Below are 20103 nucleotides of genomic sequence, written 5' to 3' on the forward strand. Positions count from 1 at the left end.
CGGGTAGTAGTGGGGATATGAGCGATTACAATGATGCCCGTTTCCCCGGCCCCGATCCCTACGCACCCCTGGGTGATGTCCCCAGCTTCCCGTTGACCTCCACCGATCTCACCAACGGCGACAAGCTCAAGGAACCCCAGCTCGGTGGCAATAACGTCTCCCCGCAGCTGTCCTGGTCCGATCTGCCCGAGGGCACCAAGTCCCTGGCGATCACCTGCTTCGACCCCGATGCCCCGACCGCCTCCGGTTACTGGCACTGGGCCGCCTTCAACATCCCGGTCAGCGTCACCGAACTTCCCACCGGCGCCGGCGATGAGACCCTCGGCGGCATCGACGGGGTGGTCTCCCTCAAGGGTGATTCCGGCGTGCGCGGTTACTACGGGGCGCAGCCACCGGAGGGCCACGGCCCCCACCGCTATCTCTTTGCCGTGCACGCCGTGGACGTGGAAAAACTCGATATTGACCCCGATTCCACCCCCACCGTCCTCGGTTTCAACCTCTATTTCCATACTCTGGGGCGATCCGTGCTGTGGGGTTGGTACGAGAACTAGTAGGGTAAGTCACATTATGAGTGCATCATCAGGTAAATCAAGGCTTAAATTGGACATGGACAACCGCATGGCCTGGCGCAAGGTCCCCGCGGGAATCCGCATCGGTGGTGCGTTCGTGGCACTCGGGGCGGTCATGATCGTCTTCGGTGTCATCCAATTGTTCAACGGCGGTCTGCTCCAGCCCTTCGCCGTGACCCCACGATTCCTGGTGATCCTCCTGGCGGCCGCCATCTTGGGCGGTTTCGCCACGGTGAGCAAATATGAAAACAGCTCCCGCCTCCAGGTCATCGCCCTGGCTGTTGCGGTCATCCTGGTCTTCGCCAGCCGTGCGCTGCCGAATGACCCCATCATGCTGATCGAGCAGTTCTGGCTCAGCCTGTGGGCCGTGACCGCCATCATCTGTGGCCTGATCATCCGCCGTTCCCTGATGCCGAAGGCGTAGCCACCCGGCAACAACCAGCAGGGGCGTTATCCGATGACACCTGTCATCGGATAACGCCCCTGTTTCTCTGTGGTGGATAAGGCCTACACGGCACTGTCCTTCCAGGGCAGACCGGATCCGACAGCCTCGGAGATGTTGGACAACCCGTGAGCCCTGACCTGCTCCGCCAGACCGAGGTGGATGTCCCGGATCCAGTCCGGGCCCCCGTAGATGAAACCGGTGTACCCCTGCAGCAGGGTGGCACCGGCGGTGATCCGCTCCCAGGCCTGCTCCGGGGTGCTGATACCACCGACACCGATCAGGACCAGCTGATCACCGACCCGGGCATAGAGACGCCTGAGGACCTCCAGGGCGCGCTCCGCCACCGGGGGACCGGAGATACCACCGGCACCCATCTCCGCCACCTCATGGGCGGGGGTGACCAGACCCTCACGGGAGATGGTGGTATTGGTGGCCACGATGCCGGCCAGGCCCAGTTCCAGGGCCAGATCAGCCACGGCGTCCACGTCATCGTCCGACAGATCCGGGGCGATCTTCACCAGGACGGGCACCGAGGTGGATTCCTGCACGGCGGCCAGGATCGGACGCAGGGACTCCACCGCCTGCAGATCCCGCAGACCCGGGGTGTTGGGGGAGGAGACGTTCACCACCAGGTAATCGGCCAGATCACCCAGCAGGGAGGCTGAGCGTCGGTAGTCATCCACCGCCTGCTCGGCGGGCGCCACCTTCGTCTTGCCGATATTGATGCCGATGACATCCCGGGACTTGCGGTGACGCAGATTATCGGCGACATCCGCAGCACCGGCGTTGTTGAACCCCATGCGGTTGAGAATGGCCTTATCCGCCGGCAGACGGAACAGACGCGGTGTCGGGTTGCCCGGCTGCGGGGAGGCGGTGACCGTGCCCAGCTCCGCATACCCGAAACCCAGGGCGGTCCACGTGTCGGCGGCGGTGGCGTTCTTGTCGAACCCCGCGGCCAGACCCAGCGGACGGGGGAAGGTCACACCGAAGACCTCCTGGGACAACACCGGATCATTGACCCCGATGACCCGACCCATGACACGGTTGACCGGTGTCGCCATCTGGAGCACACCCAGACCATCGGCGATGATGCCGTGGATACGCTCGGGACGCAGGGTGAACATGGCCTTCAGGCTCGCATCGTAGGCCTTCTGACGGATCGTGCGGGCAGGACTGGCAGGGGAGGACGAACTCATGGGAAATGACTTTCTACTGGGATCGGGAGGAAGAATCAGGAGGGGTCAGGCCGGGGCGTCAATGACCTGCAGGCCATCGCCGGAGGCGGACGCCACCACGAGGGCACCGTCCTCGAGCACCACCACATTGCGCGCATCGGCGACGGTATCCAGACGGTGCTGCTCCTCGGGCACCCCCTCGGAGATCCGGTAACCGGCCAGCTGATTATCCGACAGGGTGGTGATCCACGCCAGGTCACGTTCCGCATCCCACGCCACCCCCCACGGATCATCCCCGACCGGAGCGGTCATCTGCAGGCGGATGATGTCATCGGCGTTGTAGATGGCGATCTGACCACCGATATTGTCCGAGACCACCAGCAGCCCGTCCTCACCGCCGGCCATCTGTCCCACACCCAGACCCACGCGCAGGGTCGCGCCGGGGCGGTCGTTGGGGTAGTCGATGTCCTGGATGGTGGTGGCACCGTTCCAGATGCGCACCACAGCGTCGTGGCGGTCCTCCACCGGCACGGCGATCATCTCGGTGCCGGGATCCTGCACGTCGAAGGTCACCGGCTCCTGGCCGTCGCGGTAGACGGTGACATCCTCATCCACATCATTGCCGGTGAGGAGGATCCCATCGCTGGTCAGGGCCGCCACGGTGGTCGGTGTGTCGGTGGCCCGCAGGTCATCGAGGTCCGGGTCGGTGGCGTCGATGACGAAGGCGCCCTGTTCACAGGCGAGCACGAACCGGTCACCGGTGGCGGTGAGATCACCACAGCCGGCGTCCACATCCAGGGTGGTTTCGGTCCCCGCCTCGAAATCGGCCACGGTGCCGATGGCCAGGGTGTCCTCCGTGCGCACACCCAGGATGTCCCCGTCGGCGACCTCCAGGTCGGTGATGGCGGCGGTGTAGTCGATGACGGTGCCGGCGGGATTCTCCGCCGGTGGGGAGGCGACCGGGGTGGCATTGCCCATGTCCGGGGTGTCCGGGAGGTTCTGGGAACACCCGGCCAGTAACACGGTGGTGGCCACCAGTGACGTAACCAGCAGCGGACGGTGGGCACGGGAACGCAGGCGCATATTCACAATGTGTCAGATTACCAGCCGGACCGGGTAGTCCCTGTTATAGGGAGACATCCTCCAGCGCCTTGATGATCGGGGCGGGGAGAACAACCTCCTCCACCCGCAGCAACTGCTGCAGTTGCTCAGGGGTGCGCGCCCCCACGATCACCGAGGTGACCCCGGGGCGGTCCCGCACCCACGTGGTGGCGGTGACGGCGGGACTCAGGCCCAGCCCACGGGCGGCGGTGTCCAGGGCATCGACGATGGTGTGTGCCCGGGAGTCGAGGTACCCCTGCATCTCGGCGTCGCGCCCGGAGGATGCCGCGCGGGAATCCGGTGGGATCTGGGAGCGGTACTTGGCCGTGAGCACTCCCTGGCCGAGTGGGGCACCCGCGAAGAAGCCCACCCCCAGGTGTTGGGTGGCCGGCAGCAGCTCCTCCTCGGGTCGGCGCACCAGCAGGCTGTATTCACTCTGGGCCACCACGATGGGGCGTGCCGCCGCGGCGGCGTGGTGGGAGGCGGCATGGGTGACCGCCAGCTGCCACCCGGAATACCCACGGACCCCGGCATAGCGGACCCGGCCGGTGCGCACGGCGTAGTCGAGGGTGTCGGCGACCTCATGGGGTGGGGTGCGGTCATCCCAGTAGCCCACAGACCACAGATCCAGGTATTCCGTACCCAGGGAGGCCAGGGTGGCATCCAGCTGCGCGATGAGGGAGCGACGGGAACAGTCCACCCGCCGCCCGATGGGCAGGTGGGGATTGACACCGGCGGAGGAGGAGATCACCAGATCGGGGCGGGGTGTGTGGGTACGCAGCAACTCACCCAGCATCTGCTCGGCCGCGCCGGTGGCGTAGGTGGGGGAGACGTCGATCAGGGTGCCACCGGCGGTGAGGAAGTCGGTGAGGATCGTGGTGGCCTCGGGTAACTCGGTACCCAGCCCCCAGGTTGAGGTGCCCAGCCCCATGCGTGTCACACGCAGACCACTCGTTCCCACCATTCGCTGTTTCACGCCAACAACACTACTTCGGCCCGGCGGTAGTAGGGTTTACCGGGTGAATGAACAGACCTACCTTCTAGCATCCGCGGTGGAACCGGTCGCAGCTGACAACATGAGTTGGACGCAGACGCTCGTCCTCTCTCTGGTCCAGGGACTCACTGAATTCCTGCCCATCAGCTCCTCGGGACACCTCCGCATCATCTCCGAACTGTTCTGGGGCGCCGATGCCGGTGCCTCGTTCACGGCGGTGGTCCAGCTCGGCACCGAGGCAGCCGTCCTGGTGTACTTCGCCAAGGAGATCTGGCAGATCCTCACCGGCTGGTTCGCCGGGGTGTTCAACAAGGAGCGTCGCGGACGCGACTACAAGATGGGCTGGATGATCATCGTGGCCACCATTCCCGTGGTGGTGCTCGGTGTGCTGGGCAAGGACCTCATCCGTGATGCCCTGCGCAACATGTGGATCACCGCCACGGTGCTGGTGTTGTTCTCGTTTGTGTTCATCCTCGCCGAGAAGGTGGGCAAGAAGGACCGCGGTTATGAGGACCTCACCATGAAGGACGCCCTGGTCATGGGTTTCGCGCAGTGCCTCGCCCTGATCCCGGGTGTGTCCCGTTCCGGTGGCACCATCTCCGCGGGTCTGTTCATGGGGCTCAACCGTGAGGTCGCCGCGAAGTTCTCCTTCCTGCTGGCCATCCCCGCGGTGCTCGGGTCCGGCCTGTACTCCCTGCCGGACGCCTTTGATCCCTCCTCCGGCCAGGCGGCCTCGGGCCTGCAGCTGACCGTCGGCACCCTGGTGGCCTTCGTTGTCGGTTATGCCTCCATCGCCTGGCTGATGAAGTTCGTGGCCAACCACTCGTTCTCCTGGTTCGCCGCCTACCGCATCCCGGCCGGCCTTCTCGTCATGCTCCTGCTCTGGCTGGGTTACCTCAACCCCTAAAAAGCTGCTTGTCGACGCCCCACCCCGCAGGTCCCTCACCGGGAGCTGCGGGGTTTTTCGTCGACAAGCAGGGTGGGAATAACGACCCGCCCGGGGATGTTGTGGGTGGCGGACGCGCGACGGCGCGCTGGATGAAAACACGACCTCAACAATCCCTTACCGTGGAAAGTAGCTAGAGTTAGATCCATGCATTCTTGGCCCACCCCCGACATCCCCGCCCTGGACGGCACCCCCGTGCCACTGGCGCTCTACGACACCGCAGATCAACAGGTCAAACCCGTGGAGGTGCCGCCCAGTGGATCCGGAACCCCGGTGGGCATGTATGTCTGCGGTATCACCCCGTATGACTCCACACACCTGGGGCATGCGGCGACCTACCTCGCCTTCGACCTGATCTACCGCGTGCTGCTGGACAATGATCACCAGGTGCATTACGTCCAGAACATCACCGACGTGGATGATCCGCTGTTCGAACGCGCCGAGCGCGACGGCGTGGACTGGCGTGAGCTGGGTACCAGCCAGATCGATCTCTTCCGCAGCGACATGGAAACACTGGCGGTGATCCCGCCGCAGGACTACATCGGTGCGATCGAATCCATCGACGAGGTCATTGAGATGGTCTCCATCCTCCTGGAGGAGGGCGCGGCCTACGTGGTTGATGACCCGGAGTACCCGGATGTCTACGCCTCGATCAACGCCACCGAGAACTTCGGTTATGAATCCAACTATGACGCTGCCACCATGGCGGAGCTGTTCGCCGAGCGCGGCGGCGACCCCGACCGCCTCGGCAAGCGCAACCCCATGGACGCCCTGCTGTGGCGCGTCGCCCGCGAGGGCGAACCCAGCTGGGAGTCCCCCTTCGGCCCCGGTCGCCCCGGCTGGCACATCGAGTGTTCGGCCATCGCGACCAACCGTCTCGGCCACAGCTTCGACATCCAGGGTGGCGGATCGGACCTGATGTTCCCGCACCACGAGTTTTCCGCCGCCCACGCCGAGGCCGCCCACGGGGTGGAGCGCATGGCCAAACACTATGTGCACGCCGGCATGATCTCCCAGGACGGGGTGAAGATGTCGAAGTCGCTGGGCAACCTCGAATTCGTCCACCGTCTCACCGCCGCCGGGCATGAACCGGGCGCGATCCGTCTCGGTGTCTACGCCCACCACTACCGCGGTGACCGTGACTGGAGTGATGAGATCCTGGCAGCGGCCGAGGCGCGCCTGGCCCTGTGGCGCAGTGCCGCCGCCGTGGCCACCGATGTCCAGGCGGCGGTGGATGCCGTGGCCCAGCTGCGCACCCACCTCTCCGATGACCTGGACACCCCTGCCGCCCTCGCCGCGGTGGATACCTGGGCTGAGACGGCACTCAAGGACACCGGGAATGTGTCTGACACCGCCGATCAGTTCGACGCCCCGGAGTTCACCCCGGCCGGTCGGATCCTCGCCGCCGCCGTGGATGCGCTGCTGGGAGTGCGTCTCTGAGCGTTTTCAGGGACAATGAACGCATGAGCATTCGCGCAACCTTTCAGCCCACCGTCAACGACTTCATCGCCAACCTGGAGGAATTCGCCACCGGTTCCTATCTCAAGGACGATGAGAAGGAATTCTGGGATGCCCCCTTCGATGTGAAGGCGCTGCCGGAACTCCGCGTCATCCTGGAGAACTACCTGGATTCCCTGGATGCCATGGGCAAGGGCCCTGAGCAGGATGTCCTCAACGCCGCTGCCCAGAGCACCCTGGATGAGCTGGAGAAGTTCAACACCAAATACTACGGGGCCGTCATCGAGCCGGAGGAGAAGGAGGAACTCTCCGAGATCCTCTTCGACGCCGCGAAGCTGACCGAGGCCGATGATCTATCGCTGGCCAGCTTCCCTGAGTTCGACTAAGCAGTTCGACTAGGACAAGTACGCGCTCACCCGCATCCTGTTGTGAGGGAGGCACCCCGAGGTGGGGTGCCTCCCTCCGGTGTTTCCTCCCCTGGATGACCCCAGTGTAACCAGGGAGAGCACCGGGTATGAATAAAAATCGGGTGTGTTCAGGGGGGAAAATTCGGTAAACCCGGCAGCCGTACTAAGCTGTCTACCTAATGTCTGATACAGCTACCTCCTCCGCATTCCTTGACGCTCTCCGCAACCATGTACTCATCGGCGATGGCGCCATGGGTACCCAGTTGCAGGCCTTTGACCTCGACGTGGAAGATGACTTCCTCGGCCTCGAAGGCTGTAATGAGATCCTCAACCACACCCGACCCGACGTCCTGCGTCAGATCCACCGCGACTACTTCGAGGCCGGTGCCGATCTGGTGGAGACGAACACCTTCGGTTGTAACCTGCCGAACCTGGCCGACTATGACATCGCCGACCGGTGCCGCGAGCTGGCCTACAAGGGCACAGCAGTGGCACGTGAGGTCGCCGATGAGATGGGACCGGGCAGGAACGGCATGCGCCGGTTTGTTGTGGGTTCCCTCGGACCGGGCACCAAGCTGCCCTCCCTCGGACACGCCCCCTACGGTGACCTGCGCGGCCATTACAAGGAGGCTGCCCTCGGCATCATCGAGGGTGGCGGCGATGCCTTCCTCATCGAGACCGCCCAGGACCTCCTGCAGGTCAAGGCCGCCGTCCACGGTGTCCAGGACGCCATGACCGAACTCGGTGTCACCCTGCCGATCATCTGCCACGTCACCGTCGAAACCACCGGCACCATGCTCATGGGCTCGGAGATCGGTGCGGCACTGACCGCCCTGGAGCCACTGGGCATCGACATGATCGGCCTGAACTGCGCCACCGGCCCGGCCGAGATGAGCGAGCACCTGCGCTACCTGTCCAAGCACGCCTCCATCCCGGTCTCGGTCATGCCGAACGCCGGTCTGCCCGTGCTGGGGAAGAACGGTGCGGAATACCCCCTGACCGCCGAGGAGCTCGCCGAGGCCCTGCGCGGTTTTGTCACCGATTACGGCCTGTCCATGGTTGGTGGTTGCTGTGGCACCACCCCGGAGCACATCCGCGCCGTGCGTGACGCGGTGGTCGGTGTGCCGGAGGGGGAGACCCCGGTGCTGGAATCCGTGCCGGCCGGACCCGTCGAGCGCGCCGAGCGCGAGGTTGAGGTCGAGGATGCCGTGGCCTCGCTCTACACCTCCGTGCCCCTGAACCAGGGCACCGGCATCACCATGATCGGTGAGCGCACCAACGCCAACGGCTCCCGCGCCTTCCGCGAGGCCATGCTCGCCGGTGATTGGGAGAAGTGCGTCGACATCGCCAAGCAGCAGACCCGCGACGGCGCCCACATGCTCGATCTCTGCATCGACTACGTGGGCCGCGACGGCCGTGAGGACATGGCCACCCTGGCCTCGCTGCTGGCCACCAGCTCCACCCTGCCGATCATGCTGGACTCCACCGAACCGGAGGTCATCCGCGTCGGCCTGGAGCACCTGGGTGGGCGCAGCATCGTCAACTCCGTCAACTTTGAGGACGGTGACGGGCCGGAATCCCGCTACCGCCGCATCATGGAGATGGTCAAGCAGCACGGTGCCGCCGTGGTCGCCCTGACCATCGACGAGGAGGGTCAGGCCCGTACCGCCGAGCACAAGATCCGCATCGCCGAGCGCCTCATCGAGGACATCACCGGTACCTACGGGCTGAAGGAGTCGGACATCATCGTCGACTGCCTCACCTTCCCGATCTCCACCGGCCAGGAGGAGACCCGCCGCGATGGCATCGAAACCATCGAGGCCATCCGGGAGCTGAAGAAGCGCCACCCGGAGGTACACACCACCCTGGGTCTGTCCAACATCTCCTTCGGCCTCAACCCGGCGGCACGTCAGGTGCTCAACTCCGTCTTCCTGCACGAGTGCATCCAGGTCGGCCTGGATTCCGCCATCGCCCACAGCTCCAAGATCCTGCCGATGAACCGCATCGACGACCGCCAGCGCGAGGTTGCCCTGGACATGGTCTATGACCGTCGCGCCGAGGGGTATGACCCACTCCAGGAGTTCATGCAGCTGTTCGAGGGTGTCTCCGCCGCCGATGCCAAGGACGCCCGCGCGGAGGCCCTGGCGGCCATGCCGCTGTTCGACCGCCTCGCCCAGCGCATCATCGACGGTGACAAGAATGGTCTGGAGGAGGATCTCGAGGCCGGCATGCAGGAGAAGCGGCCGATCGAGATCATCAACGAGGACCTGCTCAACGGCATGAAGACCGTTGGTGAGCTCTTCGGCTCCGGCCAGATGCAGCTGCCGTTCGTGCTCCAGTCCGCGGAGACCATGAAAACGGCCGTCGCCTACCTCGAGCCGTTCATGGAGGCAGAGGCCGAGGCCACCGGTGAGGCCCGGGCCGAGAGCAAGGGCCGCATCGTGCTGGCCACCGTGAAGGGCGATGTCCACGACATCGGCAAGAACCTGGTGGACATCATCATGTCCAACAACGGCTACGACGTGGTCAACCTCGGCATCAAGCAGCCCATCTCGGCGATGCTGGAGGCCGCGGAGAAGCACCAGGCAGACGCCATCGGCATGTCCGGTCTGCTGGTGAAGTCCACCGTGGTGATGAAGGACAACCTGGAGGAGATGAACGCCGCCAAGGCGTCCCACTACTCGGTGATGCTCGGTGGTGCCGCCCTGACCCGCACCTATGTGGAAAATGACCTGGCCGAGGTCTACCAGGGTGATGTCTACTACGCCCGTGATGCCTTCGAGGGGCTCAGCCTCATGGACGAGCTCATGGCGGAGAAGAGGGGAGAGGGCGCCGATCCGGATTCCCCGGAGGCCATCGAGGCCGCCCGCAAGAAGGAGGAACGCCGCGCGCGCAATGAGCGGTCCAAGCGGATCGCGGCGGAGCGCAAGGCCAAGGCCGAGCCGGTGGAGGTGCCGGAGCGTTCCGACGTGGCCACCGACACCCCCGTCGCCACGCCTCCGTTCTGGGGTACCCGCATCGTCAAGGGCCTGCCGCTGGCGGAGTACCTGCCCACCCTGGATGAGCGCGCACTGTTCATGGGTCAGTGGGGACTGAAGGCCACCCGTGGTGCCGAGGGCCCCTCCTATGAGGAGCTGGTGGAAACCGAGGGACGCCCACGGTTCCGGTACTGGATCGACCGCCTCAAGGCCGAGGGCATCCTCGACCACACCGCGATTGTCTACGGCTACTTCCCGGCCGTGTCCGAGGGGGATGACGTGGTCATCCTCGAATCCCCGGAACCGGACGCCCCGGAACGCATGCGTTTTTCCTTCCCCCGTCAGCAGCGCGGTCGTTTCCTGTGCATCGCGGACTTCATCCGTCCCCGGGAGCAGGCCATCGCCGACGGCCAGGTGGATGTGTTCCCCTTCCAGCTGGTGACCATGGGTGACCCGATCGCGCAGTTCGCCAACACGCTGTTCGCCGCCAATGAGTACCGCGACTACCTCGAGGTCCACGGCCTGGGTGTCCAGCTCACCGAGGCCATCGCCGAGTACTGGCACGCGCGTATCCGCTCCGAGCTGCAGCTGACCACCGGTGGTACCGCCGCGGATGATGACGCCGAGGACAAGAAGAAATTCTTCGACCTCGACTACCGCGGTGCGCGTTTCTCCTTCGGTTATGGTTCCTGCCCGGACCTGGAGGACCGCATCAAGATGGTGGAACTGCTGCAGCCCGAGCGCATCGGCGTGGAGCTGTCCGAGGAACTGCAGCTGCACCCGGAGCAGTCCACGGATGCCTTCGTGCTCTACCACCCGGAGGCGAAGTACTTCAACGTCTAAACCCCTGGTCTTGCGGTTTGGTCCATTCCCATTAGAGTTGTCTGCATGATCAAGGCAATCTTCTGGGACATGGACGGCACGATGGTGGACACGGAGCCGCAGTGGGGGGTGGCCACCTATGAGCTCAGTGAGGCGATGGGGCGCAGGATTACACCGGAGATCCGTGAGCTGACCATCGGTGGCAGCCTGCCGCGCACCATCCGCATCTGCGCCGAGCACGCCGGCATCGAGGTCTCGGAGGCCGACTTCGAGCGCTACCGTCGCCTCATGCTCGGCCGTGTCGCCGAGCTTTTCGACGAGGCACTCGTCCCGAATCCCGGCGTGATCCCCCTGCTTGCGCAGTTCACGGGGCTGGGTGTGCCCATGCTGGTGACCACCAACACGGAACGGTCCCTGGCACAGGGATGCATCGAGGCCGTCGGTGCGGGGTACTTTGTGGATTCCATCACCGGTGATGAGGTGGACAATCCCAAACCGGCCCCCGACATGTACATCGAAGCTGCCCGCAGGGTGGGACTACCCCCATCCGAGTGTCTCGTTTTCGAGGATTCCTACAACGGCATGAGCGCCGCGGTGGAGGCTGGGTGCCGGGTCATCGGCCTGCACCCCGAGACCCTCACCCCGCCGGCCGGCGTTGTCCCCCTGCGTGACCTGCACGGACGCAACAGTTTCGAGGGGGTCACCGCCGAGCTGGTGGGCTCCTGGTACGCCGGTATCGAACCGGTGGGCGTGCGAAACTAGGGTGCCCGGAACCTGCCCCAACACAACAACCGCACGATCGGTATGTAATGATGTACTGCGTGAAGACATTTGACTCGCTGTACGAAGAACTTCTTGACCGCGCCCAGAACCGCCCTGAGGGTTCCGGAACCGTAGCTGCCTTGGATAAAGGTATCCATCATATCGGCAAGAAGGTCATCGAGGAGGCCGGCGAGGTCTGGATCGCGGCGGAATACCAGTCCGACGAGGAACTGGCCGAGGAGATCTCCCAGTTGATGTACTGGACCCAGGTCATGATGGTTGCTCGGGGCATCAAGCCCGAAGATGTCTACAAGAACCTGTAGGAGAAGACACCACCCATGCTGAAAATCGCTGTGCCCAACAAGGGCTCACTGTCCGAGCGTGCCATGGAGATCCTCAACGAGGCCGGATACGCCGGGCGTGGGGATTCCAAGTCCCTCAACGTCCTTGACACCGCCAATGATGTTGAGTTCTTCTACCTGCGTCCCAAGGACATCGCCATCTATGTCGCCGGCGGACAGTTGGACCTGGGTATCACCGGCAGGGATCTCGCCGCGGATTCCCGCGCCGATGTCCATGAGGTGCTTTCCCTCGGTTTCGGTTCCTCGACCTTCCGTTACGCCGCACCGGCGGGACAGGACTGGAGCATCGAGAAGCTGGAGGGCAAGCGCATCGCCACCTCCTACCCCAACCTGGTCCGCGATGACCTGGCCGCCCGGGGTATCACCGCCGAGGTGATCCGTCTCGACGGCGCCGTGGAGATCTCCATCAAGCTCGGTGTCGCCGACGCCATCGCCGATGTCGTCTCCACCGGCCGGACCCTGCGCCAGCAGGGCCTGGAGCCCTTCGGTGAGTCCCTGTGCTCCTCCGAGGCTGTCATCGTCGGTCGTCGCGACGAGGAGATGACCCCCGCGCAGCGGGTGTTGCTCAGCCGCATCCAGGGCATCCTGCACGCGCAGAACTACCTCATGCTCGACTACAACGTCGACCGCGACCGCCTCGAGGAGGCCAGCGCCGTCACCCCGGGGATCTCCGGACCCACCGTGTCCCCGCTGGCCCGGGAGAACTGGGTGGCCGTGCGCGCCATGGTTCCGATGAAGTCCGCGAACGCCACGATGGACAAGCTGGCCAGCATCGGGGCCGAGGCCATCCTCGCCTCCGAGATCCGCATCGCGCGTATCTGATACCTATCTGACACGTCCTCCGCACAGGGGCCGTCACCTGAGGATTCACCCTCCCTGGTGGCGGCCCCTGAGTTGGTCCGCCCCCTGTGATTAAGGGTACGTATGATTGCCACTAGGCAATTTCGTGTATCAATTTCACCCGTGAGAGGCGCACTATGTCGAACAAGGATAAGAAGGTGTCCGAGGACACGTCCACCGAGCAGGCGGAGCATACGGACCAGACCGGGACCCCGCAGGATCCCGCGGTGGACGGGGAGGCCCTGGTGACCACCACGGAGACCACCTCCACCGGCGAGAAGACCGCGGCGGCGAAGGCTGCGGAAAACCGCAGGAAGGTCAAGAGGAACTTCCGTGTGGAATCCGACCTGCTGGGGGAGATGGAGATCCCGGCCGATGCCTACTTCGGTGTCCACACCCTGCGTGCCGTGGAGAACTTCCAGATCTCACGCACCACCATCAACCACGTCCCGGAGTTCATCCGCGGCATGGTGCAGGTGAAGAAGGCCGCCGCCCTGGCCAACCGCCGCCTGCACACCCTGCCCGCCGACAAGGCCACGGCGATCATCTGGGCCTGTGATCAGATCCTCGTCGAGGGTCGCTGCATGGACCAGTTCCCGATCGACGTGTTCCAGGGCGGGGCGGGCACCAGCACCAACATGAACACCAATGAGGTGGTGGCCAACCTCGCGTTGGAGTACATGGGATACGAGAAGGGGCGCTACGACATCCTGCACCCCATGGATGACGTGAACATGTCCCAGTCCACCAACGATGCCTATCCCACCGGTTTCCGCCTCGGCATCTATGCGTCGATGACCAATCTCATCGCGGAGATCGAACAGCTCCAGGCCGCCTTCCGGGAGAAGGGCAACGAGTTCATCGACATCATCAAGATGGGCCGCACCCAGCTCCAGGACGCGGTGCCGATGAGCCTGGGTGAGGAGTTCCAGGCTTTCGCCGCGAATCTGGCCGAGGAACAGTCCGTGCTGCGCGCCGCCATGGACCGTCTCCTGGAGGTCAACCTCGGTGCCACGGCCATCGGTACCGGCGTGAACACCCCGGCCGGATACCGCCACCAGGTGGTCGCCTCCCTCTCCGAGGTCACCGGTCTGGAGATCAAATCCGCCCGCGACCTCATCGAGGCCACCTCGGACACCGGTGCCTACGTCCTGGCGCATTCCGCGGTCAAGCGTGCAGCCATGAAACTGTCCAAGATCTGCAATGATCTGCGTCTGCTGTCCTCCGGCCCGCGCGCCGGACTCAATGAGATCAACCTCCCGCCGCGTCAGGCCGGATCCTCCATCATGCCGGCGAAGGTCAACCCGGTCATCCCCGAGGTGGTCAACCAGGTCTGTTTCAAGGTCTTCGGCAATGACCTCACCGTGGCCATGGCCGCCGAGGCCGGCCAGCTGCAGCTCAACGTGATGGAACCGGTCATCGGGGAGTCGCTGTTCCAGTCGATCCGGATCCTGGGCAATGCGAGCAAGACCCTGCGGGAGAAGTGCGTGGCGGGCATCACCGCGAATGCGGATGTCTGCCGGTCCTATGTGGAGAACTCCATCGGTATCATCACCTATCTCAACCCGTTCCTGGGCCATGACATCGGCGATGCCATCGGTAAGGAGGCCGCGGAGACCGGCCGGTCCGTCCGGGAGCTGATCCTGGAGAAGAACCTCATGGATGAGGCGACCCTGGATACCGTGTTGTCCAAGGAGAACCTGATGCACCCGATCTTCCGGGGCAAGCTGTACCTGGATCAGTAGGTCAGTGGCTCTCGTCCCGCCCGGTGGGGTAGGGGCGGGGCCACGTGGAGCCCCGGAGGCTTTCCAGGTCCTGGTTGAATCTGATCAGCAGCGTCAGGAAGGTCTCCAGCTCCGCGGGGTCCCAGGACTCCGTGATCTGCCGGGACAGGTGATCACGGTTGTCGAATTCCTCGCGCAGCCGGGCCAGCCCCTCCGGCGTAGGGCGGTGTTTACGTGCCTGACCGCCGTCGGGGTCGGGGATCCGCTCGATGAGACCGGCCTTCATGGCCGCGGCCACCTGGCGGTGGATCGTGGAGATGTCCAGGTCCAGGGCGTCGGCAAGCTCGCTCACGCTCATCGGACCCTGCACGTCCAGGCGGGAGAGCAGGAGGGTGGCGCTGCGGTCGAGACTCCAGTCCCGCCCATGCGGTGCGGCGTTGTACAGGGCGTAGCGCGATGAGAGCATGTGTTCGTAGGAGAGCTTCGAATACGGGCTGAACTCCGCCAAGAATGATCCTTCCGTGGGTGTGCAGGGCTGCTGACCGCCGTGCAATTTGTATCATACAATTGCATGATACAATCCCCTAATCACCGGGCATGATGCCGCCTGGCACGTCACGAGAACAGGAGATCGTCCTTGTCAGCACCCACGACTGAGGTCGCAAGCCGGAAAACGGCGACCCAACCCAGGCTTTTCACCCCCACCTTCGCCCTGGGCTGGTTGGTCAACTTCCTGTTCTTCCTGGTCTTCTACTACCTGATCACGGTCATGGCCCTCTACGCCGTCAGGGAGTTCGCGGCCTCGGACCTCGCCGGTGGTTTCGCCTCCAGCTCCTTCGTGGTCGGTGCCACCATCGCGCGATTATTCGCCGGATACGTGGTGGACCGTTTCGGGCGCCGCCGGATCCTGCTCATCTCCGCGGTCCTGGCCGTCCTCGCCTCCTCGTTGTACCTGGTGGCTGATTCGCTGGTATTCCTCATCGCGGTGAGGATGCTCCACGGTCTGGCCTTCAGCCTGGCCAGCACCTCGGTCATGGCGCTGGTCCAGTCGGTCATCCCGGCGGTCCGGCGCGCGGAGGGCACCGGGTACCTCGCCCTGACCACCACGCTTGCCGCCGCCGTCGGGCCGGCGCTGGCACTGCTGCTTGTGGACGCCTACAACTACGACGTGCTCTTCTGGGTTGCCCTCGCCACCTCGGTGGTGTCCCTCCTGGTGGCCCTCTTCCTCAGGGACCCCGCCGGGGACGGTGGCAACACCTCCATCAGGTGGAGCCTGAAAACCATCGCCCACCCGTCGGTGTTCCCGATTGCGGTGTTCATGATGATCATCGCCCTGTGTTATGCCGGTGTGCTCACCTATATCAACCCCTACGCCGAGGAGCGGGGACTGATCACCGGTGCGGCCTTCTTCTTCATCGCCTATGCGGTGGCGATGCTGCTCACCCGCCCCTTCCTGGGCCGGATCCAGGACCGGCACGGGCCGACCCCGGTGGTGGTCTTCGGTTTGATCTGGATGGCCGTGGCACTGGTCATCCTCGCCGTGGCCGAGACGGACTGGCTGGTGATTGTGGCGGGTGTGTGCACAGGACTGGGATACGGCACCCTCATGCCGGCCGCCCAGGCGATGTCGGTGCAGGCCGTCGCCCCGCACCAGCTGGGTACCGCGCTGTCCACCCTGTTCCTGTTCGTCGACCTCGGATTCGGCCTCGGGCCGATCCTGCTCGGCGTGGTCCTCGGCTGGGTCGGTTATGGCACCCTCTATCTCCTCCTGTCCGGCGGGGTAGTGGTGGCAGGCTGCTACTACCTGGCCATCCGGTTGTGGGCGCGCCGGTAACCGGGCAGGAAAAAACCGTGTCCCCGACGGGGGACACGGTGACGGTGGGAAACTCTAGGCCGGCTGGCGGTCAGCCTGGTCGAAGGTGCGCTGGAGGGCGATCCACTCCTGGGCACTGAGCGGGAAGGCCCGTGACAGGCGCACGGCCAGGCCCATGGTGAGGGTGCTGCGGCGGTTCACCAGGTTGGAGATCGTGGCCTCGGTGACGTGCAGACTCTTGGCGAGGTCATAATGGCTGATTCCACGGGGCGTGAGGAACCGTTCCTGGAGGACCTCACCAGGGTGTTGCGGTGTCCGGATTGGGTGTGAGATCGTCAACACTCCTTTCGGGAAAATGGGCACGGTGCCGGGAACACCGGGTAACTAATAGGGCAAACTAAGTCAAAGAGCTAACTATTATAATATTGTCTAAATAAAGCTGCGCAACCTCGACTGCCCGGCAGCCGCCTGCATCGTCCCATCTCACCGACGCCCGCACGGCAAGATCATCCTTTGGAATGACCACCCACCACGGACTAGGGCGTATCCGCCGTGCTGCCCGGCCACCCCGGGTACTCCGGGGGCGTGCCACCGAATTCCGGGCACAGGGACTGGTGGGGGCACCAGCCACACAGCTTGGAGGTCTTGGTGCGGAATTTCCCCGCCTTGCCGTCCATCTCAATCCTGGCCCACAGTTCGCCGAGATCACGTTCGAAGTATTCGAGCTGCTCCCGGGAGGGGGTCAGAAACATCGAGTCATTGACCTTGAGGTACATCAGGCGCAGCTGCGCCGGGATCTGATCGAACAGACGCCAGTACACCAACGCGTAGAACAGCATCTGGAACTGCGCCTGCTGGCTCCACTGCGGTTTGGGTTTCTTGCCGGTCTTGTAGTCCACCACCCGGACCTCACCGGTGGGGGCGGTATCCACGCGGTCGATGAAACCACGCACGGGCACACCATTGGGCAGCACGGTGTCCACATACATCTCCACATCGGAGGCATCGAAACCCTGTGGGTTCTCCATCTCGAAATAGCCACGCAGCAGGGTCCGGCACTCCACCAGGAAGTCATAGAGCTGATCCTCCGGGACCAGTTCATTCAGGTCCGGGTCCTCGGCGCACATGTCCGCCCAGTGTGGCTTGAGGCGTTTGACCATTGCCGGGTAGTCGCGCTGGTCGCGGGGGAGTTTGTGCATCTCCTCCAGCACCGCGTGCACGAGGGTGCCCTTGACCTGGGCGACGGTCTTGGGTTCCGGCAGACGGTCGATGGCCCGCAGGCGGTAGAGCAGGGGGCACTGCTGGTAGTCCCCGGCGCGCGAGGGGGACAGCGCCAGGGGGCGGGGCTTGCGGTCAGGAGCGGGTGCGGTGGTGTCTACAACGTTGTCAGTGCTGGTCATGATGACTGACACCTTAGTGGTTCCGGTGGACACGGGCACCATTCCCCGCATCGTCCTGCGGTGATGCGACCTGATTGGCTAGCCTGGATCCATGCATGTCACTGATGATTTCCTAAGTTTCTTGGCGCTGAGCCCCAGTTCCTACCATGCCGCCGAGACGGTGGCGCGACGCCTGATCCATGAGGGGTTTGTCCGTCAGGACGAAGCTGAGGCCTGGGATGCCACCCCGGGCGGGCATGTGCTGGTGCGCGGTGGTGCGGTGGTGGCCTGGTGGGTTCCGGAGAACGCTTCCCCGGACTCCGGTTTCCGCATCATCGGATCCCATACCGACTCACCCGGATTCAAGCTCAAGCCGCGCGGTGATCTGCGCTCCCACGGTTGGCAGCAGGCCGCGGTCGAGGTCTACGGCGGTCCCATCTACGCCTCCTGGCTCGACCGGGAGCTGTCCCTGGCCGGCCGGGTCGCGCTTTGCGACGGGTCGATCAAACTCGTCAACACCGGTCCCATCATGCGGATCCCCCACGTGGCCATCCACCTGGACCGCACCGTCAACTCCAATCTCGCCCTCGACCCGCAGGAGCACCTCCAGCCGGTGCTCGCGGTGGGGGACCCGGAGCTGTCGGTGGCGGATGTGCTCGCCGAGGCCGCCGGGGTGGATCCGAAGGACATCATCGCCCATGATCTGATCACCGTGGACACGCAGGTCCCGGAGATCTTCGGGGCGCACGGGGACTTCATCGCCGCGGGCCGTCTGGACAACCTGTCCTCGGTGCAGCCGTCGATGACCGCGCTGATCGCCGCAGCACAGTCGGAGGACACCGGCGATGACATCCTCATCCTCGCCGCCTTCGACCACGAGGAGGTCGGTTCCAACTCCACCACCGGGGCGGGTGGCCCACTGCTGGAGGATGTCCTGCACCGCACCGCGCATGCCCTGGGTGCCGATGAGGACGAACGACGCCGCATGTTCACCCGGTCCACCATGGTGTCTGCGGATGCCGCGCATTCCATCCACCCCAACCACGCGGGTAAACACGACCCCGTCAACCACCCCATCATCGGCGGCGGGCCGGTGCTCAAGGTCAACGCCAACCAGCGCTACACCTCCGATGCCGTGACCTCAGGCATGTGGATACGCGCCTGCCAGGCCGCCGGTGTGCCCCACCAGGTGTTCGCCAGCCGCAACAACGTGCCCTGTGGGTCCACCATCGGCCCCATCAGCGCCACCCGCCTGGGCATCCCATCGGTGGACGTCGGCATCCCTCTACTGTCGATGCACTCGGCCCGGGAGATGGCCGGGGTGAAGGATCTGGGATGGTTTGAACAGGCCCTGGAGGCCTATCTGGTACATTAACGCCGGTTCACCCCTGTTGTTCCACGCACGTTTTTCAAGAAAGTGAGGGCCCGCATGCCCTACTCCGGTCCGTTCCAAGCAGGCGACCGTGTTCAGCTGACCGACGCCAAGCGTCGTCACTTCACCATCATCCTGGAACCGGGAGGCAGCTACCACACCCACCGCGGGCAGATCCCCCACGACGAGATCATCGGCGCTGACGAGGGCACCGTCGTCCAGTCCACCATGGGCTCGGACTTCCTGTGCTTCCGTCACCTCATGGTCGACCATGTGCTGTCCATGCCGCGCGGTGCCGCGGTGATCTACCCCAAGGACTCCGCCCAGATCCTGGTGGAGGGTGATATCTTCCCCGGTGCCCGCGTCCTGGAGGCCGGAGCAGGTTCCGGTGCGCTGTCCATGGCCCTGCTGCGGGCCATCGGACATGAGGGCAAGTTGATCTCCTATGAGATCCGCGAGGATCACCTCGAATTCGCCGTCAACAACGTCGAGGAGTACTTCGGGCAGCGCCCCGCCACCTGGGACCCCCGACTGGGTGATCTCAAGGACGCCACCGTCGAGGACCTCGGCGGCCCCGTCGACCGCATCGTCCTGGACATGCTCGAGCCCTGGGAATGCCTCGAGGTGTCCAAGAACCTCCTCATCCCGGGTGGTGTGTTCATGACCTACGTGGCCACCGTGCCCCAGCTGATGAAGGTCATGGAGGGCCTGCGTGAACTGCAGTGCTTCACCGAACCCCGCGCCTGGGAATCCCTCATCCGCGACTGGAAGGTCGAGGGACTGGCCACCCGCCCCGAGCACCGCATGAACGCCCACACCGCATTCCTGGTCATGGCCCGACGCCTGGCCGACGGCGTCACCCCACCGCGCCCCCAGCGACGCGCGCGTCGATAAGCACCGGTAAACGCCCAAGTCCCCGAAACCCGGGGACTACAGTGGGGGACATGGCCTCATCG

Annotated in this window: 19 protein-coding genes; 13 read left to right on the plus strand and 6 right to left on the minus strand. The window is 64.6% G+C overall.

Annotated elements, in window-relative coordinates; translation table 11 throughout:
* The first annotated feature begins 17 nt into the window (after positions 1-17).
* Positions 18-551: a YbhB/YbcL family Raf kinase inhibitor-like protein gene (locus H9627_RS08835; protein WP_191733636.1), complete on the plus strand. Its 534-nt coding sequence runs from the start codon at positions 18-20 to the stop codon at positions 549-551.
* A 16-nt stretch (positions 552-567) separates the two neighbouring features.
* Positions 568-993 carry a hypothetical protein gene (locus H9627_RS08840; protein WP_191733637.1) on the plus strand — a complete coding sequence of 142 codons (426 nt, stop codon included), beginning with the start codon at positions 568-570 and terminating at the stop codon, positions 991-993.
* An 83-nt stretch (positions 994-1076) separates the two neighbouring features.
* Here the strand turns inward: H9627_RS08840 and H9627_RS08845 are convergent, their stop codons facing one another.
* The 3 genes from H9627_RS08845 to H9627_RS08855 are packed head-to-tail and all read right to left on the minus strand — an operon-like array spanning position 1077 to position 4254.
* Positions 1077-2210 carry a quinone-dependent dihydroorotate dehydrogenase gene (locus tag H9627_RS08845; RefSeq protein WP_191733638.1) on the minus strand — a complete coding sequence of 378 codons (1134 nt, stop codon included), beginning with the start codon at positions 2208-2210 and terminating at the stop codon, positions 1077-1079.
* Between the two features lie 45 nt (positions 2211-2255).
* Positions 2256-3272 carry an NHL repeat-containing protein gene (locus H9627_RS08850; protein WP_191733723.1) on the minus strand — a complete coding sequence of 339 codons (1017 nt, stop codon included), beginning with the start codon at positions 3270-3272 and terminating at the stop codon, positions 2256-2258.
* Positions 3273-3315: 43 nt separating this feature from the next.
* Complete coding sequence (locus H9627_RS08855) at positions 3316-4254, minus strand: aldo/keto reductase (RefSeq protein WP_191733724.1); 939 nt, start codon at positions 4252-4254, stop codon at positions 3316-3318.
* 112 nt (positions 4255-4366) lie between these two features.
* On the opposite strand from H9627_RS08855, the gene H9627_RS08860 reads away from it, so the two are divergent.
* The 8 genes from H9627_RS08860 to aspA all read left to right on the plus strand — a co-directional run bounded on the left by H9627_RS08860 (position 4367) and on the right by aspA (position 14604).
* Positions 4367-5191, plus strand: a complete 825-nt coding sequence (locus tag H9627_RS08860; protein ID WP_225213698.1) for an undecaprenyl-diphosphate phosphatase — start codon at positions 4367-4369, stop codon at positions 5189-5191.
* A 186-nt stretch (positions 5192-5377) separates the two neighbouring features.
* Positions 5378-6670: a cysteine--1-D-myo-inosityl 2-amino-2-deoxy-alpha-D-glucopyranoside ligase gene (gene mshC / locus H9627_RS08865; RefSeq protein ID WP_191733640.1), complete on the plus strand. Its 1293-nt coding sequence runs from the start codon at positions 5378-5380 to the stop codon at positions 6668-6670.
* A 23-nt stretch (positions 6671-6693) separates the two neighbouring features.
* Positions 6694-7074, plus strand: coding sequence for a hypothetical protein (locus H9627_RS08870; protein ID WP_191733641.1), 381 nt, complete (start codon positions 6694-6696; stop codon positions 7072-7074).
* 200 nt (positions 7075-7274) lie between these two features.
* The gene (gene metH / locus H9627_RS08875) at positions 7275-10916 is read left to right on the plus strand and encodes a methionine synthase (protein WP_191733642.1); all 3642 of its coding nucleotides are present in this window, start codon (positions 7275-7277) and stop codon (positions 10914-10916) included.
* A gap of 45 nt (positions 10917-10961) precedes the next feature.
* Positions 10962-11657, plus strand: a complete 696-nt coding sequence (locus tag H9627_RS08880; protein ID WP_191733643.1) for an HAD family hydrolase — start codon at positions 10962-10964, stop codon at positions 11655-11657.
* Between the two features lie 47 nt (positions 11658-11704).
* On the plus strand, positions 11705-11980 hold the full coding sequence (locus H9627_RS08885) for a phosphoribosyl-ATP diphosphatase (protein ID WP_191733644.1): 276 nt from the start codon (positions 11705-11707) through the stop codon (positions 11978-11980).
* Positions 11981-11995: 15 nt separating this feature from the next.
* Positions 11996-12841 (plus strand): ATP phosphoribosyltransferase, encoded by an 846-nt coding sequence (gene hisG, locus H9627_RS08890; protein WP_191733645.1) that lies wholly within the window; start codon positions 11996-11998, stop codon positions 12839-12841.
* Positions 12842-12996: 155 nt separating this feature from the next.
* Positions 12997-14604 (plus strand): aspartate ammonia-lyase, encoded by a 1608-nt coding sequence (gene aspA / locus H9627_RS08895; protein WP_191733646.1) that lies wholly within the window; start codon positions 12997-12999, stop codon positions 14602-14604.
* Between the two features lies 1 nt (position 14605).
* Here aspA and H9627_RS08900 read toward each other — a convergent pair whose 3' ends face one another.
* Positions 14606-15091, minus strand: coding sequence for a MarR family winged helix-turn-helix transcriptional regulator (locus tag H9627_RS08900; protein WP_191733648.1), 486 nt, complete (start codon positions 15089-15091; stop codon positions 14606-14608).
* Positions 15092-15304: 213 nt separating this feature from the next.
* Here H9627_RS08900 and H9627_RS08905 point away from each other — a divergent pair, with 213 nt between their 5' ends.
* The gene (locus H9627_RS08905) at positions 15305-16417 is read left to right on the plus strand and encodes an MFS transporter (protein ID WP_225213699.1); all 1113 of its coding nucleotides are present in this window, start codon (positions 15305-15307) and stop codon (positions 16415-16417) included.
* Between the two features lie 54 nt (positions 16418-16471).
* On the opposite strand, the gene H9627_RS08910 is transcribed toward H9627_RS08905, so the two are convergent.
* On the minus strand, positions 16472-16729 hold the full coding sequence (locus tag H9627_RS08910) for a HigA family addiction module antitoxin (protein WP_318247774.1): 258 nt from the start codon (positions 16727-16729) through the stop codon (positions 16472-16474).
* 203 nt (positions 16730-16932) lie between these two features.
* Positions 16933-17796 (minus strand): RecB family exonuclease, encoded by an 864-nt coding sequence (locus tag H9627_RS08915; protein ID WP_191733651.1) that lies wholly within the window; start codon positions 17794-17796, stop codon positions 16933-16935.
* Between the two features lie 91 nt (positions 17797-17887).
* Here H9627_RS08915 and H9627_RS08920 point away from each other — a divergent pair, with 91 nt between their 5' ends.
* Positions 17888-19150: a M18 family aminopeptidase gene (locus H9627_RS08920; RefSeq protein WP_191733652.1), complete on the plus strand. Its 1263-nt coding sequence runs from the start codon at positions 17888-17890 to the stop codon at positions 19148-19150.
* A 54-nt stretch (positions 19151-19204) separates the two neighbouring features.
* Positions 19205-20041 (plus strand): tRNA (adenine-N1)-methyltransferase, encoded by an 837-nt coding sequence (locus H9627_RS08925; RefSeq protein WP_191733653.1) that lies wholly within the window; start codon positions 19205-19207, stop codon positions 20039-20041.
* The last annotated feature ends 62 nt before the right edge of the window (positions 20042-20103 follow it).

This window comes from Corynebacterium gallinarum, assembly GCF_014837045.1.
GTDB classification, from domain to species: domain Bacteria; phylum Actinomycetota; class Actinomycetes; order Mycobacteriales; family Mycobacteriaceae; genus Corynebacterium; species Corynebacterium gallinarum.